Here is an 18,542-nt window from a genome sequence, read left to right on the forward strand (position 1 = left end):
GCTGCGCGCTGAACAGGCTTGGGGGCGGGGGCTGCTGCAGGTGCCGCGGGTTCGGGAACCTCGGCTGGAACCACCGCTTCCGGCTCCACGAAGCCCTGAGCAACCGGGGCCTCGGGCGCGACCTCAGCGGCTTCCTCGACCTCCGCCACCTGCTCCACCTGCACCGGTCCGTCGATCACCGGGATGTCCGACGCCCAGCGGACCCGATACTCCAGACCGCGCGACGCCAGCTCACGCGCGAGATCGCCGTGCCAGACCCCGTCTTCGCCGTCGCCGTATGCCCGTGCGTCGGAGCTCACCCAGATGACGTCGACGCCCGGGTTGCGGTCGGCGAGATCGAGCACGGTCAGCCAGTTCAGCGTCGCCGGATATCCGTCTCGCTTCTTCTTGTCGGTATAGGGCCGACGCAGCGAGATCGCCCTCTCGGCCACCTCGACATGCGACACGTCGACTGGATCGACCACTTCGACGCCGATCGCCACGAGGTCTTCGATCACGTCGTCGACGTAGCCGTCGGCCTTGTCGTGAGCAGCGTCGACGAACCTCGTAAGGTCGCGCCGCAACCCCAGTCGGTCGTACATGCGCGCCTGGACGCTCAGGGCCGCGATCATCTCCGCCGATTCCTCGCGGTAGCGACTCGCAACCTCGAGGACAACCAACCGCGGCACGACGACGCGGTGTCCGAGTGCGCGAGCGTCGGCGACGGCAGTGTCGAACCGTGCACCCCTGGTCAGGGCCGAAGAATCGAGAACGATGATCATGGGCTCGATTCTCTCTCGAGAAACCGGACGAATGCGCTAATCCACCCCGAACCGTTACTTGATCTTGAAGATCACTGCCCGCTGAACGATGAAGTTGATGACCGTCGCGGTGCCCTGCGCGATGACGAAGGCCAGCGGCATGCGCCACCACTCGTCGGCGAGCACATGCACCATCAGCGCGTTGAGCCCGACCTGAACCGCAAAAGTGACCGCGTACAGCACGACAACAGCGATGAAGCGGGCGCGAGAAGGCTCGGCCTTGAACGTCCACCGCCGGTTGATCAGATACGCCGTCGTAGTGCCGGCGATAAAGCTGATCGACTTGGCCACGCTCAGATCGAGGCCGACGACCTTGAACAGGAATGCATACAGCCCGTAGTCCACGACCGCCGACAGCCCACCCGTCGCGACGAACCGGACGATCTGCGTTTTCAGGTCCAACGCGTCGTCGGCGATGTCCGTCGTGACAGGAATCTCGACGGGCAGCGGGACGTGGGGTTCGTGCTGGTGACTTGCAGGTGTTTCGGGCACGACGACGAGAGTAACCACTCGAGTCGGAGCCGTCGGCACTACTCCCAGGTAACCTCTACCTTGATGTCCACGACAGCAGAAGAGACGCCGCAGCCGGCTCTCCACACCCAAGCCCGCACCCTCACCGGTTGGGGACGCACCGCCGCCACCACTGCACAGGTGCTGTCCACCCCCGACGTGGAAGTGATCGCCAACGCGGTCGCCCAGGTTGCGGAACAGAACGATTCCAAGCCCTCGCATCTGCGACGCGGCGTCATCGCGCGCGGCCTCGGCCGCTCGTACGGTGATCCAGCGCAGAACGCCGGCGGCCTGGTCATCGACATGAATGCCCTCAGCCGCATTCACCGCATCGATCGCGACACCGCTCTGGTGGACGTCGACGCCGGCGTAAATCTGGATCAGCTGATGAAGGCTGCTCTGCCGTTCGGCCTGTGGGTTCCGGTCCTGCCGGGTACTCGTCAGGTCACGATCGGCGGCGCCATCGGCTCGGATATCCACGGCAAGAACCACCACAGCGCGGGCAGCTTCGGCAACCACGTCGTGTCGTTGGATCTGCTGACGGCCGACGGCAAGGTTCGCACGCTCACCCCCAAGGGCGGGCGCAACGACCCGAAGGCCGCACTGTTCTGGGCCACGATCGGCGGCATGGGCCTGACGGGCATCATCTTGCGGGCAACCATCAAGATGACACCGACGGAGACGGCGTACTTCATCGCCGACGGCGACGTCACCAACAGCCTCGACGAGACCATCGCGCTGCACAGCGACGGCAGTGAGGCCAACTACGAGTATTCGAGCGCGTGGTTCGACGCGATTTCCGCGCCCCCGAAGCTCGGCCGGGCGGCAGTCTCGCGCGGGTCATTGGCGAAGCTCGACCAGCTTCCGGCCAAGCTGCAGAAGAACCCGCTCGCCTTCGACGCACCGCAGTTGCTGACGTTCCCCGACGTCTTCCCGAACGGGCTGGCCAACAAGTTCAACTTCACCGCGATCGGTGAGGTCTGGTTCCGCAAGTCCGGCAAGTATCGCGGCAAGGTCCAGAATCTGACGCAGTTCTACCACCCGCTCGACATGTTCGGTGAGTGGAACCGCGCGTACGGATCCAACGGATTCCTGCAGTACCAGTTCGTGGTTCCGCCGGAGGCCGTCGACGAGTTCAAGAAGATCATCGTCGACATCCAGCGCAGCGGGCACTACTCGTTCCTCAACGTGTTCAAGCTCTTCGGCGAAGGCAATCAGGCGCCGCTGAGCTTCCCGATCCCGGGCTGGAACATCTGCGTCGACTTCCGCATCAGGCCGGGCCTGAACGAGTTCGTCACCGAACTCGACAAGCGTGTCCTCGAATTCGGCGGACGCCTGTACACGGCCAAGGACTCGCGGACGTCCGCGGAAACCTTCCACGCCATGTACCCGCGCATCGACGAGTGGATCGCGACGCGCCGCAAGTACGACCCCACAGGCGTTTTCGCCTCCGATATGTCCAGAAGGCTGGAACTGTGATCAACGCTGTAGGTAACCCGCAAACCGTTTTGCTTCTCGGTGGAACCTCCGAGATCGGCCTCGCCATCTGTGAGGAGTACCTGAAGAAGGCGCCGCTCCGCGTCGTTCTGGCGGCACTCCCCGGCGATCCGGGACGCGAAGCTGCGGTCAAACAGCTCGAAGCCAAGGGCGCCACCTCGGTGGAACTCATCGACTTCGACGCCGTTGATTTCGAATCGCACCCGAAGGTGATCGACCAGGCGTTCTCGAACGGTGACGTCGACGTCGCCATCGTCGCCTTCGCACTGGACGGTGACTCCGAAGAGCTGTGGCAGAACCAGCGCAAGGCCGTTCTGGTGGCAAACGTCAACTACACCGCTTCCGTCTCGGTCGGTGTTCTTCTCGGCGAGAAGATGAAGGCTCAGGGCTTCGGCAAGATCATCGCGATGTCGTCGGTTGCCGGCGAGCGCGTCAAGCGTGCCAACTTCGTCTACGGATCCACCAAGGCGGGCCTCGACGGTTTCTACCTCGGACTCGGCGAGGCTCTCGCGGAATTCGGACCGCAGGTCACCGTCGTTCGCCCCGGCATGGTGCGCACGCAGTTCAGTGCCCACGTCAAGGAAGCTCCGCTGACGGTCAACAAGGACATCGTCGCGAAGCTCGCTGTTGCCGCCTCGGACAAGGGCAAGGAAATCGTCTGGACTCCCGGCCCGTGGCGCTTCGTCATGATGGGTCTTCGCCACGTGCCGCGCCCGATCTTCCGGAAGTTGCCGGTTTAAGCTCCTCCCGTGCCAGAAACAACAACTGCTCCGAGTACAGACCTTTCGACCCCGTCGCCGTGGCGTAATGCCGCGGCGACGGTGGTGGAAATGGCCCTCGGAGCGCTGGTCGCCGCTGTTGTAGCCGCTGTCGGGCTCTTTGCTTTCGGCCGAGTGCAGTGGCCGGCGTTCACCTCTTCCAATGTCACGCAGGCCGTCACGACGGTGCTGCAGGTGCTCTGCATCGCAGTGGTCGGTGTTGCGGTTCTGATGTTCCGTGCCCGCAAGGCCGAGCGGGTCGCAAAACTCCTCTCGTGGGCCGGGCTCTCCGGCTTCGTCACCACGACGCTCGGACTTCCCCTGGCCGCGACGAGTCTGTATCTGCACGGCGTCTCGGTCGATCAGCAGTTCCGGACCGAGTACCTGACCCGACTGACGGATTCTGCTGCGCTGCAGGACATGACGTACGTGGATCTGCCGCCGTTCTACCCGGCCGGCTGGTTCTGGATCGGTGGACGCGTCGCGAACCTGCTGGGAATGGACGGCTGGGAAGCCTTCAAGCCTTATGCGATCGGCTCGTTGGCTGTCGTCGCCGTCGTTGCACTCGTGTTGTGGACCAAGCTGATTCGACGCGATTGGGCCGTCGTCGCGGCATTGGCCGTCACTGCCGTCGTGTTGGCGTACAACTCCCCCGAGGCGTACGGCGCCGTCATCAACCTCCTGATCCCGCCGGTGCTGATCCTCGCGTGGGGCGCATTGGACCGGCCGGGGGCATCTCGATTTGCCGGAGCCGGCGCAATACTCGGGACGGGCCTGTTCCTCGGTCTCGCCGCAACGGTCTACACGCTCTATCTCGGATTCGCCGCGTTCGCAGTGACTCTGATGGCCTTGGTTGCCGCAGTACTTGCCGCACGCGCCCAGAACACGTGGAAAGCCGCACTGGGACCCCTCGTCAGGCTCGCCGTGATCGCGGTGATCTCCGGCCTGGTGGCTCTGACCGTCTGGACGCCGTACCTGCTGAAGGCACTCTCCGGTGCCACCGCAGAGTCCGGCACCGCAATGCACTACCTCCCCGATTCCGGTGCGGTACTGCCCTTCCCGATGCTGAGCTTCACCCTCGTCGGTGGGCTGTGCCTACTCGGCACGATCTGGCTGATTTCGCGGTTCCTGTTCTCCCGCCGCGCCCGAGCACTCGGTATCGGTGTCATTGCCGTGTACCTGTGGGCATTGCTGTCCATGACGTTCACCGTCGCCGGCAGTACGCTCCTCGGTTTCCGACTGGAGCCGGTCCTGATCGGACTCCTTGCCGCCGCCGGTGTGTTCGGTTTCTTCGAGTTCGCCGGTTGGATCGTGCTGGCCACCAGCGAAAATCCTCGCGTCAAAGCGGTACTGGTTGCACTCGGTGTCATCGGAGCCATCGCCTTCGCGCAGAACATCCCGCAGGTGCTGGCGCCGGATATCGCTGTGGCATACAGCGATACCGACGGCAACGGCGAGCGCGGGGACAAGCGACCCCCGGGTGCCGAAGCCAATTATGCCGACATCGACCGGATCATTCGCGAGCAGTTGGGACGCGAACCCCATGACACGGTGGTCCTCACTGCCGACATCGGCTTCCTCAGCTTCTACCCGTACTTCGGCTTTCAAGGACTGACGTCGCACTACGCGAACCCGCTCGCCGATTTCCGTGCGCGCGCTGCGCTGATCGAGCAGTGGTCGGAACTGAAGACGCCTGACGAACTGATAGCTGCGCTGGACTCGGCGCCGTGGCGCAGCCCCGACGCCTTCGTCTTCCGCCAGGGCGCCGACGGGTACACGCTGCGGTTGGCAGAGGACGTCTACCCCAACGACCCGAACGTCCGCCGCTACACGGTCACGTTCCCCAAGGAACTGTTCGACGATCCTCGTTTCACCGTGACCGAGCAGGGGCCGTTTGTGGTCGTTACCCGCTCTGACGCAATCTAACCAGGAGATACGTCACAAAAGGCTTACCGTCGGGGTCGTTGACGCGACCCCGACGCACCCCTAACTTCATACCGTGCCCCGAACCGATGCCCGAGCGGCGATGATCGATGCAGCCGAGCGTCTGGTTGCCGAGCGAGGTCTGGCCGCTCTGACTCTTCGTGATGTTCAGACCGAAGCCGGGCAGGCCAACAAATCGGCTGCGCAGTATCACTTCGGGTCACGTGAAGGTTTGCTGGCGGCCGTCGTCGAGTCCAGAATGCGACCTGCCGGTGAGCGTCGTCGTGAGTTGCTCGACACGATCGATCTCGACGCGAATCCACCGATGATGCGTGCCCTCATCGAGGCTCTCGTCCTGCCGTTGGCGGAACAGACCATCTACCGCGAGGGCACGTTGTACGCACGGTTCCTGGTGCAGTCGATCTTCGACCCGGCCATGTCGTCGACCATCCGTGATCACATGCAGGCCGAGAGTTTCCGCGAAGTTCAGCGGCGGATAGTCGCTGCGTCCTCGTTACCGGCAGAGATCGCCGAACTTCGGGCGGCAACTCTGACCGTGCTCACCGTCGTCACTTTTGCCACGTGGGAGGGTCGCGTCGACAGCCGAGAACGTGCTCACGTGATTGTTGCCGACCTGATCGAAAGTTGCCTCGGAGCACTCTCGGCCCCGGCTGCGCAAATCTGACACGCTGTCCGGCGAGTTTGTTTCCGAAACTGCCGGGGTACTCAGCCCCTCCAAGCGCAGTCGAGCAAACGGCCGCATCAACCACCGGCGGGGTAGGTGATGACAGTGAGCGAACTCGTTGCGCAAAGCCGCGAGCTTGTACCGCATCGTGCAGTTCTCGATTCCGCAGAACATGTTCTGGTCATTGCGCGCGGCAAACCGTTCGGGCGCGAGCAGGCCTTCCATGAAGTGTTGAGCGTCGCGATTCGCAATCGCATCGAAGTACTCACTCTGGCAAGGGCTCTCATCGACGTGTCCGAGTCCCGCGACTACCGCGCGATCCCGACCGACACCGCACACACCGTTGCGGTACTCGAATGGGGCGAGCTACTCGAGATCCCGACCGAACACCACGAGAAGTCCAGGGACGAGTCATCCGAGGACGTCAATGAATCGAGTGAACCCGACGATCCGATCGAACCCGAGTATCTGGTCGAGACCGACGTGGGCGGACGGGTCGTCTTCGTCGCCCTCGCGTTCACGATCGGCGGGATTGTCGGATTCTTCGCGCACGACTGGGCACTTCTGCTTCTGATCACCGCCGTGTACCTCGTGTGGATCGCGGCACGGTTGGTCGCGAAACTCGTCAGTGTTTCCCGTAGTGCCCACTGGGCAGACGCTTCGCCGATTCGTGGCGCCGATTCGACCACACGGAACACGGAAAACTCCCACCATCACGCTGTTGCAGCGTGACGGCGGGAGCATCCGCTTTCGCTAAAGCCTCTGCGGTACACCGTAAGTGACGACGGTATCGCCATTCGACGTGACAGCCTTCGCGTACGGCCTGATGGTCACCGGCCCGATTGCTCCCTGTACGTAACCGTGAACTCCGGACAGACGGACAGCGGCCTCGGGACCGTCGAATGTCTGATCCTCGAGCAGCGCGACGTCGGTGATTCCGCCGGGCGCCAGATCGACGTCAAGTTCCTGCGACGGAATGATGTCCCCGCCGAGAATGACGTGATTCGTGAAGTCCACGCCCAGTGCCGGGTCTGGGATGAGTCCGATGCCGATGTCGGTGCCACTGTCGATCGCCCAGTCGAGACCGGGACTGTTGAGAACGACCGTCGCACCGGTCAGCGCGATCGGGTAACCGATCTGATAACCGATCGTCAGCTTCGTTCCGGTGAAACTTGCTGCATCCGGGCCGTCGATCTTCACGCCGGCAACCCCGTCGTGGAAGAACTCGACGCTCAGCGGTGAGCTGTCGAGAGGCGGAAAGACGTGGATAGCGGTATCAGCCTGGAAGACTTCTATCCGATTTCCTTTGACGTCGGTGATCGAACTGGTGTTGTCGACGCCTGCCGACGCCGTCCCACCCCCCAGGACAACGGCCAACAGGGCCACTGCCCCCACTGCGCTACTGCGAACTGCTGTCTTCGACATGCACAAGCACCATCCCATCCGGTATAGGCCCCGGACGTAGGTTCCAACTCTTCGTCGAGGATGGGATTCGTCGGGGCTGCCTGAACAAACGCGAGCAAGATCCTTGTTGCGATACCCCGGTCACGAACCCGTCAAACGGTGCACGAAAACATTACTTTCCGGACAAGTCGGGCGGACCGGTTTGTCCCGCTGACTGCGCCCGCTCGCGGACGCGAACCGTTTTGTTCGTTACTCTGACAGTGGAAGTTATCGAATCGAGACCTAAGTAGGCCACCCCGAACTTCTGAGATCGCCACTTCAGGGATGGGCGCCAGAACCGAAAGGCACCGACTGCATGACCGAGACCTTGCCCGACGTCCAACTGCTCGAAGAAGCACGTCCAGGGCGAGTCCGTTCAGCAGTGCGGCGCTCGGTCGTCCAGCGCGGTCGTCTGGTCGACCTCGCGATCATGGCGACGTTCACCGTCGCGGCGATCTACGTGATGTCCAACCTGTGGAGCGATCTGCAGTCCGGCTATCTGTTCAACGCGGGCCGCGACCAGGCCATGTGGGAATGGTTCTTCGCCGATACCGCTCACGCCCTCGCCCAGTTCCGCAGCCCACTGTTCAGTGACCTGCAGAATTATCCACTCGGCGTGAACCTGATGGCCAATACCGCGATGTTCGGCATCAGTATCCCGTTGGCCCCGATCACGCTGATCTTCGGACCGACCGCCACGTATGCGATCGGGCTGACCGCCGGCCTCGGCGGCACCGCCATCGCTTGGTACTGGGCATTCTCGCGGCACGTACTGACCGGAGTCTCCGTCCGCTCCAAGGTCGCCGCCGCCGTCGGAGCGGGGTTCTGCGGATTTGCGCCCGCCATGATCTCGCATGCCAACGGCCACCCGAACTTCGTCGCGTTCTTCGTACTTCCGTTCATATTCTTGCAGGTAGTGCGCATTTCGAACGGCAAGCGTCCGGTTCGCGACGGAATCGTCCTCGGCCTACTCGTCGCCTGGCAGATCTTCCTCGGCGAAGAACCGCTCCTCATCTTCACGATGTCAGCCATGGTGTTCGGCGCCGCCTATGCACTGCCCGGCCTGGCCAAGTCGCGCCAGGCGATCAAGCGCGCGATGCCCGGCCTCGTGATCGGCGGCGCGGTCACACTCCTGATCACTGCGGTGCCGCTGTGGTCGCAGTTCTTCGGCCCAGCGAGCTACGACGGCGTCTCACACGGTCAGGCCGGCAACGACACCGCTGCACTCACCACGTTCCCGACCGAATCGGTTGCGGGCGACCCCGAGGGCGCGGAGTTCCGAATGAACCCGACCGAGGAGAACGCGTACTTCGGATGGCCGCTGGTGCTCCTGCTTCTCGGTGCAACGGTGTGGCTGTGGCGCATCCGTCTGACCCGCGCTGCCGCCGCCGTGATCGTGGTGATGGGTGTGCTCTCGCTCGGTTCCGAACTGACCATCGACGGTGACAAGACCGGCATCACCCTGCCGTGGAAACTCCTCGCAGACTTGCCGTTGTTCGAATCGGTGCTCGAATCCCGATTCGCGATGGGCGCGATTCCGGCGATCGGACTGTTGCTCACCCTCGGCACCTACCGCGCTTTTGTCGAACTTCGTGGACCGCGCCGCACGGCCGCCGGTGTCTGGCTGGTGGCACTCGCCGTCGCGATGATTCCCCTGATCCCGACCCCCATCGACGCCGATCAGCGATCTGCGACGCCCGAATTCATCACCAGCGGCTCGTGGGAGAACTACGTCAGCGACGGCACCCTGGTGACGGTTCCCGTCGCGAGCGCCGAAGACGCCCGCGCACTGAGCTGGCAGGTCGACGCCGACTTCGGCTTCCCCATCGCCGGCGGGTACTTCGTCGGCCCGGATTCGAAGACCCGCGCCGGAATCTACGGCGCCGAGTCCCGGCCCACCTCGACCCTGCTGGTCAATGCCAAACAAACCGGCAAGGTCCCGTTGATCGACGTGGGCACCAGAGCGAACGCACTGACCGACCTGCGGTACTGGCACGCCGACGTACTGGTGCTTCCCCGATTCTCCGGCGACGACGCCCTGCGCCACACGGTCGACGAGCTGGTCGGCTTCGACGCCAAGCGCGTCGACGACGTGTGGGTGTGGGACGTACGAGACCTCGTGAGCGGCAAGACCTCCAACCAGAGCTGAGCGGGTTGATCAGCGGGTCATGATCACCGGACCGTCTTCGGTGATCGCGACCGTGTGCTCACTGTGCGCAGCCCTGGCGCCCGAAACGGTGCGAAGGGTCCACCCGTCGGCGTCGTGCCGGTAGTCGTCGGTTCCGTCGGCGATGAGCATCGGTTCGATGGCGATGACCAGGCCGGGCCGTAGCCGGAAGCCTTTGCCTGCTCGGCCTTCGTTGGGCACGTCCGGGCCTTCGTGCATCTCGCGGCCGATGCCGTGCCCACCGTGATCGGCGAGCATTCCGTATCCGAGGCCGCGCGCGTACTGTCCGATCGCGGCACCGATGTCGCCCAATCGGTTTCCGGGCTGGGCAGCGGCAATGCCACGGGCAAGTGCCTCATCGGTCGCGTCGATCAGTGCCTGATCCTCACTGCTCCCCCGCCCGACAGTGAAGCTGATGGCGGAGTCACCACACCAACCGTCGAGTCTCGCGCCGCAGTCGATGCTGACCAGGTCACCGTCGCGAAGCCGGTACTCATTCGGGATACCGTGCACCACAGCATCGTTCACACTCGCACAGATGGCGCCTGGGAACGGCGTCGGTGCCGTTGCCGGCCGGTAGTTCAAGAACAGCGCCGAGGCGCCGGCCGCCGAAATAACCTCCGCGGCAACGGCGTCCAATTCGAGCAACGTCACCCCGACGCTTGCCGCCTCACGCGCCGCAGCCAGAGCCTGCGCCGTGATTCTCCCAGCCGCCGCCATCGCGTCGATTTCCCCTGCGGTCTTGATTTCGACCATTTCGAACACCTTCCTTGTCGAATAACTATACCGGTATTACTATAAGCACATGGTGCGCGTACCGCTGACGGCGGAAGAACTCGAACGAGGACTACGACTGGGTGAACTCCTGCGATCGGCACGGGGAGACCGAAGCATGGTTCAGGTAGCGCTCGATGCCGGCATCTCGGTCGAAACGCTGCGCAAGATCGAAACCGGACGCATCGCGACACCCGCCTTCTTCACCATCAGCGCGGTCGCGGAAGTGTTGGGTATTTCACTCGACACCATTGCCCGAACACTTGAAACACCACAATCCGAACAGGAAGTTGCATCCTGAGTAGTTCTCTCAGGATGTGCGGGCCCACACTCGCCTAACATCGTTCCTTGTGCCGTCTGAAGTAGTAGTGCCCCCGAAACCCGTGCCCACTGGCCCCGAAGCTCCCCGAGAATCGGATTCCCAGCGAGTCCGGACGGCACGACTCATCGCGATAGTCACCGGCCTTCTTGGCCTGCTTCTTGCACTCGCGACGCCCTTCCTGCCCGTCAAGCAGGAAGCCGCGAGCATCGACTGGCCGCAGGGTGGGACCGTCAACAGCGTTTCGTCGCCGCTTATCTCCTACTCGCCCACATCGCTCGACATCAGCATCCCCTGTTCCACTCTCGGCCAGTTGGGCGGCAGCGGCGGCACACTGCTCTCGACCATGCCGAACGGGGCGCCGGACCGAAACGCCCGCGGCCTCACCGTCCGCACCACTGCCGACCGCCTCGAAGCACTCACCCGCGATTCGGTATTGATCTCGACCCCGCTCGATCAACTGAGCGGGTGCACGGCGATCACCATCACGACCAACTCCGAGCAGACCGTCGCGGCGGTCACCGGAATCGACGGCGTCGGCACCACCCTGACCGGTGACTACCGCCCACAGGTTGTCGGCATCTTCACCGACCTGCAGGGCGCAGCGCCCGCCGGACTGTCCGCCCACATGGACGTCGACTCGCGGTTCTCGTCCAGCCCCACACTTCTCAAACTGTTCGCGATGATCGTGGCGGCACTCTCGACCATCGTCTCGCTGTACGCACTGCACCGGATCGACGGCGTCGACGGCCGTCGTGCGCGGCGGTTCCTGCCGGCGCGATGGTGGAAGTTCACCGGCATCGACGCCCTGGTTATCGGCACGCTGGCGCTGTGGCATGTGTTCGGCGCCAACACTTCCGACGACGGTTACCTGCTCGGCATGGCCCGAGTCTCGGAGCACTCCGGGTACATGGCCAATTACTTCCGCTGGTTCGGAGTCCCCGAAGCGCCGTTCGGTTGGTACTACGACGTGCTGGCGCTGTTCGCGAAGGTCAGCACCGCGAGCATGTGGATGCGCCTGCCCGCGCTGATCGCCGGCATTCTGTGCTGGATGGTGATCAGCCGCGAGGTGATACCGCGACTCGGTGTTGCGGTGCGCCGCAACAAGGTTGCCATCTGGACCGGCGGGCTCGTGTTCCTCGCCTTCTGGCTGCCGTACAACAACGGCCTGCGTCCCGAGCCCATCATCGCCCTCGGCGCTCTGCTCACGTGGTGCTCCATCGAACGCGCCATCGCCACCGGACGTCTGTTGCCCGCCGCGATGGCCGTGCTGATCGCCGCATTCTCGCTGGCCGCCGGGCCTTCCGGGCTGATCGCCATCGGCGCGCTGATCGCCGGAGCCAGGCCGATCCTGCAGATCCTGATCGCCCGCGGCAAACGCGTCGGCTTCCTGTCCCAGATCATGCCGATTCTCGCCGCCGGAACCGTGGTGCTCGTCGCGGTCTTCGCAGATCAAACCCTCGCGACAGTTCTCGAATCGACCAGAGTGCGAACGGCCGTCGGGCCGAACGTTCCGTGGTTCGAGGAACGGTTGCGTTGGGACGCACTGATGACCATCTCCCCCGACGGCTCACTGGCCCGCCGCTTCGGCATGTTCGTCATGATCGTCGGACTCGTCTTCTGCGTCATGATGATCCTGCGCAAGGGCCGGATCCCGGGCACCGCTATCGGGCCCTCGCGCCGAATCCTCGGGATCGTGTTCGCGTCGCTGCTCCTGATGCAGTTCACCCCCACCAAGTGGACTCACCACTTCGGTGTCTACGCCGGTCTGGCCGCCACGGTGGCCGTCCTTGCCGCCGTCGGTGTGAGTGCGTCGAGCATGCGTTCCAAACGAAACCGCGCGCTGTTCGCCGCGGGCATCCTGTTCATCCTCGCTGTGGCGTTCACGAGCTCCAACGGCTGGTGGTACGTCTCGAGTTACGGCGTCCCGTGGTGGGACAAGCCGCCGTCAATCGCCGGCAAGGGATTCTCGACGGCCTTCCTCGGCCTCACGATTCTCGCGCTGCTGCTGGCCGCGTGGTACCACGTCATGGAGCCGCGCCGGCGAAACGGCACAGAGGACAGCGTCAAGAAGACCAGGCGACTCCGCCTTCTCGCCCCGTCACCGTTGACCATCGCGGCCGGAGCGGTCGTGCTGTTCGAGGTGCTGTCCCTGCTCAAGGGCGCGGTCGCGCAGTACCCCGCGTATTCGATCGGCAAGTCCAACATCGAATCCGTCTTCGGCGGAAGCTGCGGTCTCGCGGGTGAGGTACTCGTCGAGTCCGATCCGAACGCCGGCGTTCTGCAATTGACGGATCGGCCCACCGATCTCGCCGGCGCAGGTGCATTCGGTGCGAGCGAATCAACCGGGTTCTCGCCGGACGGGGTTGCAGGCGACCTCACGGCCGACGCAGAAGACTCGACGGCAGGCAGTGCAAACAGCCTCGACACCTCGACCTCGCAGTCCGGCACCACCACGCCGGGAACCGGATCCGGCACCGCCGGTGGCTCGCAGTCGACGGCCGGCGTCAACGGCAGCAACGTCGCGCTCCCGTTCGGGCTCGACCCCGCAAAAACCCCGGTGCTCGGTAGTTACGGAGCACCTCAGAACGCGTCACTGACCACCGGTTGGTATTCACTCCCCGAGCGCAACGACGCCGCACCGCTCCTGACCGTCGCGGCCGCCGGACGCATCCGCTACGTCAACTCCGACGGCATCGTCACCCCCGGCGCAGTGCTGCAGGTCGAGTACGGCAAGAAGCAGGCCGACGGGAGCGTCGACGCACTGGGACGTGTCGATCCGATCGACATCGGCCCGTCGCCGTCGTGGCGCAACCTGCGCGTTCCGATGGATCAGCTGCCCGCCGACGCCGACACCGTGCGTCTGGTGGCCAGTGACACCGACATCAGCGCCGACCAGTGGCTGGCGGTCACACCGCCACGAGTGCCGACCATGCGCACGCTGCAGGACGTCGTCGGATCCACCGATCCCGTGCTGATGGACTGGGCTGTCGGTCTGGCCTTCCCGTGCCAACGTCCGGTGGATCACCTGTACGGCGTCGCCGAGATCCCCGACTGGCGCATCCTGCCCGACCGCATCGGCGCGGAGTCCACCAACGCCTGGCAGGACCACTACGGCGGCGGACCGCTCGGCTGGACTACCGAACTGCTCTCGGCCAGGGCATTGCCGACCTATCTGGACAACGACTGGGATCGTGACTGGGGATCGCTCGAGCAGTACACACCGCTCGATTCGGACGCGGTTCCCGCGCAAATGAACGTCACCACAGAGACCCGATCGGGCACCTGGACACCGGGCCCGATTCGTTACCAGTCGTAACTGTTACGCGTGGACCTACCAACCACCTGGGCACGGTAGGTCCACGCTCAGCCCTGACATACCATCGGTAGCCGTGCCCGACGCCGTGACAGCTTCACCTCAGACTTCGAGTTCGCCGCCTCCTGCTGGTCAGGATGCCCGCGAGCGTTTCCATCGCACGCGATGGGTCGCGATCATCGCCGGCTTGCTCGGCTTCGTGCTCGCACTGGCAACTCCGCTGCTTCCCGTCGTGCAGACGACGGCTTCGGTCAACTGGCCGCAGAACGGCGTGATCGGAGACGTCGAGGCACCTCTGATGGCGCAGGTTCCCATCGACGTCAACGCATCGATCCCCTGCACCGCGGTCAGCTCGCTGCCCGAGGGCGGCGGCATCTTGCTGTCGACGGCACCTGCACAGGGCGACGGCGCGGCACTGTCGTCGATGTTCGTCCGGGTGTCCGCGACGAGCGTCGACGTGCTCGATCGCAACGTCGTCGTCGCTTCGGCGGCACGCGAGGACGTCGAGTCCAGTCGCTGTGGCGCCATCGCGTTCAGCTCCGACGTCAACCGAACCACGGCAGAGTTCGTCGGACTGACGTATCCCGACGGCAACCCGATTCGTGGCCAGCTCGACGGTGACTTCCGCCCGCAGGTGGTCGGCGTCTTCAGCGACCTGCCCGACGGCGCTGCCCCCGAGGGCCTCGGCTTCTCGATGACGATCGACTCACGTTTCTCCTCGAGCCCCAGCGTCTTGAAGCTGGTCGCGATGATCGTGGCCGTCCTCTCGACCATCGTCGCGCTGGTCGCCCTGGCTCGCCTCGACGGCACCGACGGCCGCAAGCACCGACGCTTCCTGCCCGCACGCTGGTGGAAGTTCTCCGGTATCGACGGAGTGGTGGTCGGCACGCTCGTCGTGTGGCACTTCATCGGTGCGAACACCGCCGACGACGGCTACCTCCTCACCATGGCTCGAGTCTCACCGGACGCGGGATACATGGCCAACTACTTCCGTTGGTTCGGCGTTCCCGAGGCCCCGTTCGGTTGGTATTACGAAGTGCTGGCCGTGATGGCGAAGATCTCGACCGCAAGCCCGTTCATGCGTCTGCCCGCTCTGCTCGCCGGAATCCTGTGCTGGATGGTCATCAGCCGCGAGGTCGTCCCGCGTCTCGGCCGGGCGGTTCGCCGGAGCAACGTCGCCCTCTGGACCGGCGGTCTGGTATTCCTGTCCTTCTGGCTGGCGTACAACAACGGTCTTCGCCCCGAGCCCATCGTGGCTCTCGGCGCACTGCTCACCTGGTGCTCCATCGAGCGCGCCATCGCCACCGGACGTCTGCTGCCCGCGGCCACGGCAATCTTGATCGGCGCCTTCACTCTTGCCGCCGCACCCACCGGATTGATGTGTATCGCAGCCCTTCTCGCCGGTGTGCGCCCGTTGGTGCGCATCGTCGTCAAGCGTCACCGACTGGTCGGCACCCTGCCGCTTCTCGCTCCGATCGCCGCTGCCGGAACCATCGTGCTGGTGGTCATCTTCGCCGACCAGACCTTTGCCGGCGTCATGGAAGCCACGCGCGTCCGAACGATCATCGGCCCCAATCTCGAGTGGTACCAGGACTTCCTGCGCTACTACTACCTCTTCGTCCAGACGGTCGACGGCTCGGTTGCCCGACGCTTCGCGTTCTTGACGATGATCCTGTGCCTCTTCACGACGCTCTTCGTGTTGTTGCGCCGCGGCCGCGTCCCCGGCGCGGCAACCGGTCCGTCGTGGCGCCTGGTCGGCGTCGTCTTCGGCACGATGTTCCTGATGATGTTCAACCCCACCAAGTGGACTCACCACTTCGGTGCGTACGCGGGCATCGCCGGTTCTCTCGCCGCGCTGACCGCCGTGGCCGTGTCCGCGTCCGCCCTGCGCTCGCGTCGTAACCGATCGGTGTTCGTGGCCGGACTGCTCCTGATGCTCGCGTTGACGTTCGCCGGCATCAACGGCTACTGGTACGTCTCGAGTTACGGCGTGCCGTGGTTCGACAAGACCATCTCCTACGACGGCCGTGAATCCAACACCCTGTTCCTCGCGCTCTTTGCTCTCGCCTTGGCCTTTGCCGCCTGGCAGTACCTGCGTGAGGGATTCGCCGCCCCGCCCGAGAAGCCGAACACGGCCAAGGGCAGACGAATTCGCAAGTTCGCGGCCGCTCCCCTCACCGTGATTGCCGGTCTGATGGTCCTGTTCGAGGTGCTCTCGCTACTCAAGGGTGCAGTGTCGCAGTACCCGGCGTACTCGCTGGGCCGAAGCAACATCGAGGCACTCGCGGGCAAGACCTGCGGCATGGCCGAGGACGTTCTGGTCGAGACCGACGTCAATTCCGGGAATCTGCGGCCTCTGACCGCTCCCGGATTCAACGCCGAGGATCCGTTGTCCGGAGTTGATTCGAAGGGCTTCTCCCCCAATGGGGTTCCCAGCGATCTGACTGCGGATTACATCGAAGTCAAGCAGGGCATGGGTAATACCGACAGCCAGAGCGTCGGTCCCACCTTCGCCACCGGTTCCGGCGCCGGAACCAGCGGCGGCACCGGCAACGTCGGCGTCAACGGCAGCACGGCCAAGCTCCCCTTCGGCCTCGATCCGTCGAAGACACCGGTCATGGGCAGCTACCAGCCCGGCGTGCAGGAACCTGCTTCCCTCATCTCGAGTTGGTACGGATTGCCCACTCGCAGTGAAGAATCACCGCTAGTGGTCATGTCCGTCGCCGGGCGTGTGTGGTCCGTCGACAACACGGGTGCGATCACGTACGGCCAGTCGCTGCTGGTCGAGTACGGCAAGACTCAGCCCGACGGAACCGTGCAGGTTCAGGGTTCGTACATGCCGCGAGACATCGGACCCGCGCCGTCGTGGCGCAACGTCCGTATCCCGATCGACGAACTCGCGCCGGACGCCGACGCCGTTCGGGTGGTCGCGTTCGATCCCAATCTCACGGGCGATCAGTGGATGGCATTCACGCCGCCGCGCGTGCCCAAGCTCGAGTCCCTGAACTCGTACATCGGCAACGAGCAGCCGGTCCTCCTGGACTGGGCTGTCGGCCTTCAGTTCCCGTGCCAACGTCCGTTCACACATCAGAACGGCGTGGCCGAGATGCCGAACTTCCGCATCCTCCCGGACCGTCCCCTGGCCGTCAGTTCCACCGACACCTGGCAGTCCGCGGACAACGGTGGCCCGCTCGGATTCACCGAGGTTCTTGCCGGTGCGACGACGGTTCCTACGTACCTGAAGGACGACTGGGCGCGGGACTGGGGATCACTCGAGCGGTACGACCGGTACTTCCCGAATGCTGTTCCGGCAGAGGTGGAGACGGGCACCGCAACCCGCTCGGGCATGTGGATGCCCGGCGAGATGCGAGTGCACTAGCCTGCGCTACCTACTCGGGTGACTGCTCGGGTGCGACGTACGGAGACGGCAGAGACCGCTCCGACAACGACGACGCACCCGAGTAGTTGCCCAACGCCTGGCCGTTCGCCGAGCAGCACGACCGCCAGCAGTACGGCAAGTACCGGTTGCATGAGCAGGAGCGTCGCGCCCACCTCGGCGGGAAGCCGAGGGAGCGAGTTCCCCATCAGCATCCAGCCGAACACCTGGCCGACCAGTGCCAGTGCCGCGAGCCAGCCGAACGCTTCCCAGCCCGGGACGAAATCGATCCGGCCCCACAGTGATCCGATGACGGACCCGGCGATGCCCGCGGACGTCGTCGAGATCAACACCTGGCTCGCTGCCCGATCCGCCTCGCCCGTCCGGCCGACCACGAAGATGTAGCCGCCGTAGGCGATTCCGGAGACGAGCGAGAGCGCCGTTCCCCACAGCAAGTCGTCGCCGGTTCCCCCACCTCCGAACACGCCGCCCGCCAAGGCGATTCCCGTGAACATGAACGGCAGGGCGAAGACGAACCGCATCGGCACCCGATGGCCGAACACCAACCAGGACAGTGCGGGCACCACGACCACCTGCACGTTCACGACGACGCTCGCCATCCCCGCGCCGATCATCAGAATCGACTGCGACCACAACGCGAAATCCAGTCCGAGCAGCAGACCGCCGAGCACCTGCAGAAGGACTGCCCGCCGGCTCGGCTTGCCCACCCGGCGGTACTCCCGCCACGCCAACCACAACAGCGGCGGCAGTGCCAGGAAGCAACGGAAGAAGACGGCCGTCGAGGGCCCGACATCAGCCAACTTGATGAGGAGCGAACTGATCGAGATCGCGGCTGCGCCTCCGACGACGAGCAATCGAGGGTCGATGCGCCCCCGAGGAGTTCGGGTGGGTGTCGGTGTCTGCGCGGTCGCGGAGGTCAGTGTGGTCACTCGACAATGTTCCTGCCGCTAACT

14 protein-coding genes are annotated in these 18,542 nt (G+C 64.5%); 9 read left to right on the forward strand and 5 right to left on the reverse strand.

Going from position 1 to position 18,542, the window contains the following annotated elements; genetic code table 11:
* Together ACYP01_RS27165 and ACYP01_RS27170 are read right to left on the reverse strand one after the other, a co-directional pair.
* On the reverse strand, positions 1 to 761 hold a 761-nt coding region (locus tag ACYP01_RS27165), incomplete at its 3' end, for a PIN domain-containing protein (RefSeq protein WP_459683143.1).
* A gap of 54 nt (positions 762 to 815) precedes the next feature.
* Positions 816 to 1,292 carry a GtrA family protein gene (locus tag ACYP01_RS27170; protein WP_073513418.1) on the reverse strand — a complete coding sequence of 159 codons (477 nt, stop codon included), beginning with the start codon at positions 1,290 to 1,292 and terminating at the stop codon, positions 816 to 818.
* Between the two features lie 63 nt (positions 1,293 to 1,355).
* Here ACYP01_RS27170 and ACYP01_RS27175 point away from each other — a divergent pair, with 63 nt between their 5' ends.
* The 5 genes from ACYP01_RS27175 (at position 1,356) to ACYP01_RS27195 (ending at position 6,905) form a co-directional block, all read left to right on the forward strand.
* Positions 1,356 to 2,789, forward strand: a complete 1,434-nt coding sequence (locus ACYP01_RS27175; protein WP_459683144.1) for an FAD-binding protein — start codon at positions 1,356 to 1,358, stop codon at positions 2,787 to 2,789.
* Positions 2,786 to 3,547 carry a decaprenylphospho-beta-D-erythro-pentofuranosid-2-ulose 2-reductase gene (locus ACYP01_RS27180; protein WP_007731800.1) on the forward strand — a complete coding sequence of 254 codons (762 nt, stop codon included), beginning with the start codon at positions 2,786 to 2,788 and terminating at the stop codon, positions 3,545 to 3,547. Before ACYP01_RS27175 ends, ACYP01_RS27180 begins: the two co-directional genes overlap by 4 nt.
* A gap of 90 nt (positions 3,548 to 3,637) precedes the next feature.
* Positions 3,638 to 5,491 (forward strand): galactan 5-O-arabinofuranosyltransferase, encoded by a 1,854-nt coding sequence (locus ACYP01_RS27185; protein ID WP_054188738.1) that lies wholly within the window; start codon positions 3,638 to 3,640, stop codon positions 5,489 to 5,491.
* Between the two features lie 73 nt (positions 5,492 to 5,564).
* Positions 5,565 to 6,173, forward strand: coding sequence for a TetR family transcriptional regulator (locus ACYP01_RS27190; protein ID WP_459683145.1), 609 nt, complete (start codon positions 5,565 to 5,567; stop codon positions 6,171 to 6,173).
* Between the two features lie 99 nt (positions 6,174 to 6,272).
* Positions 6,273 to 6,905 carry a hypothetical protein gene (locus ACYP01_RS27195; RefSeq protein WP_459683146.1) on the forward strand — a complete coding sequence of 211 codons (633 nt, stop codon included), beginning with the start codon at positions 6,273 to 6,275 and terminating at the stop codon, positions 6,903 to 6,905.
* Positions 6,906 to 6,926: 21 nt separating this feature from the next.
* Here the strand turns inward: ACYP01_RS27195 and ACYP01_RS27200 are convergent, their stop codons facing one another.
* The gene (locus ACYP01_RS27200) at positions 6,927 to 7,598 is read right to left on the reverse strand and encodes an MspA family porin (protein WP_231915108.1); all 672 of its coding nucleotides are present in this window, start codon (positions 7,596 to 7,598) and stop codon (positions 6,927 to 6,929) included.
* A 334-nt stretch (positions 7,599 to 7,932) separates the two neighbouring features.
* Between ACYP01_RS27200 and ACYP01_RS27205 the strand changes: the two genes are divergently transcribed.
* Positions 7,933 to 9,765, forward strand: a complete 1,833-nt coding sequence (locus tag ACYP01_RS27205) for a glycosyl transferase (protein ID WP_204855073.1) — start codon at positions 7,933 to 7,935, stop codon at positions 9,763 to 9,765.
* 9 nt (positions 9,766 to 9,774) lie between these two features.
* Here ACYP01_RS27205 and map read toward each other — a convergent pair whose 3' ends face one another.
* Positions 9,775 to 10,539 carry a type I methionyl aminopeptidase gene (gene map / locus ACYP01_RS27210; RefSeq protein WP_063315966.1) on the reverse strand — a complete coding sequence of 255 codons (765 nt, stop codon included), beginning with the start codon at positions 10,537 to 10,539 and terminating at the stop codon, positions 9,775 to 9,777.
* Between the two features lie 49 nt (positions 10,540 to 10,588).
* Between map and ACYP01_RS27215 the strand changes: the two genes are divergently transcribed.
* The 3 genes from ACYP01_RS27215 (at position 10,589) to ACYP01_RS27225 (ending at position 17,571) form a co-directional block, all read left to right on the forward strand.
* Positions 10,589 to 10,858 carry a helix-turn-helix domain-containing protein gene (locus ACYP01_RS27215; RefSeq protein ID WP_003943854.1) on the forward strand — a complete coding sequence of 90 codons (270 nt, stop codon included), beginning with the start codon at positions 10,589 to 10,591 and terminating at the stop codon, positions 10,856 to 10,858.
* Positions 10,859 to 10,940: 82 nt separating this feature from the next.
* Complete coding sequence (locus tag ACYP01_RS27220; protein WP_007731809.1) at positions 10,941 to 14,195, forward strand: arabinosyltransferase domain-containing protein; 3,255 nt, start codon at positions 10,941 to 10,943, stop codon at positions 14,193 to 14,195.
* 73 nt (positions 14,196 to 14,268) lie between these two features.
* A complete protein-coding gene (locus ACYP01_RS27225) occupies positions 14,269 to 17,571 on the forward strand; it encodes an arabinosyltransferase domain-containing protein (protein WP_030535817.1) in 3,303 nt (1,100 codons plus the stop codon).
* Here the strand turns inward: ACYP01_RS27225 and ACYP01_RS27230 are convergent.
* Positions 17,568 to 18,518 (reverse strand): DMT family transporter, encoded by a 951-nt coding sequence (locus tag ACYP01_RS27230; RefSeq protein WP_459683147.1) that lies wholly within the window; start codon positions 18,516 to 18,518, stop codon positions 17,568 to 17,570. The genes ACYP01_RS27225 and ACYP01_RS27230 overlap by 4 nt on opposite strands.
* Between the last annotated feature and the right edge of the window lie 24 nt (positions 18,519 to 18,542).

This window comes from Rhodococcus sp. no. 34 (assembly GCF_054589475.1).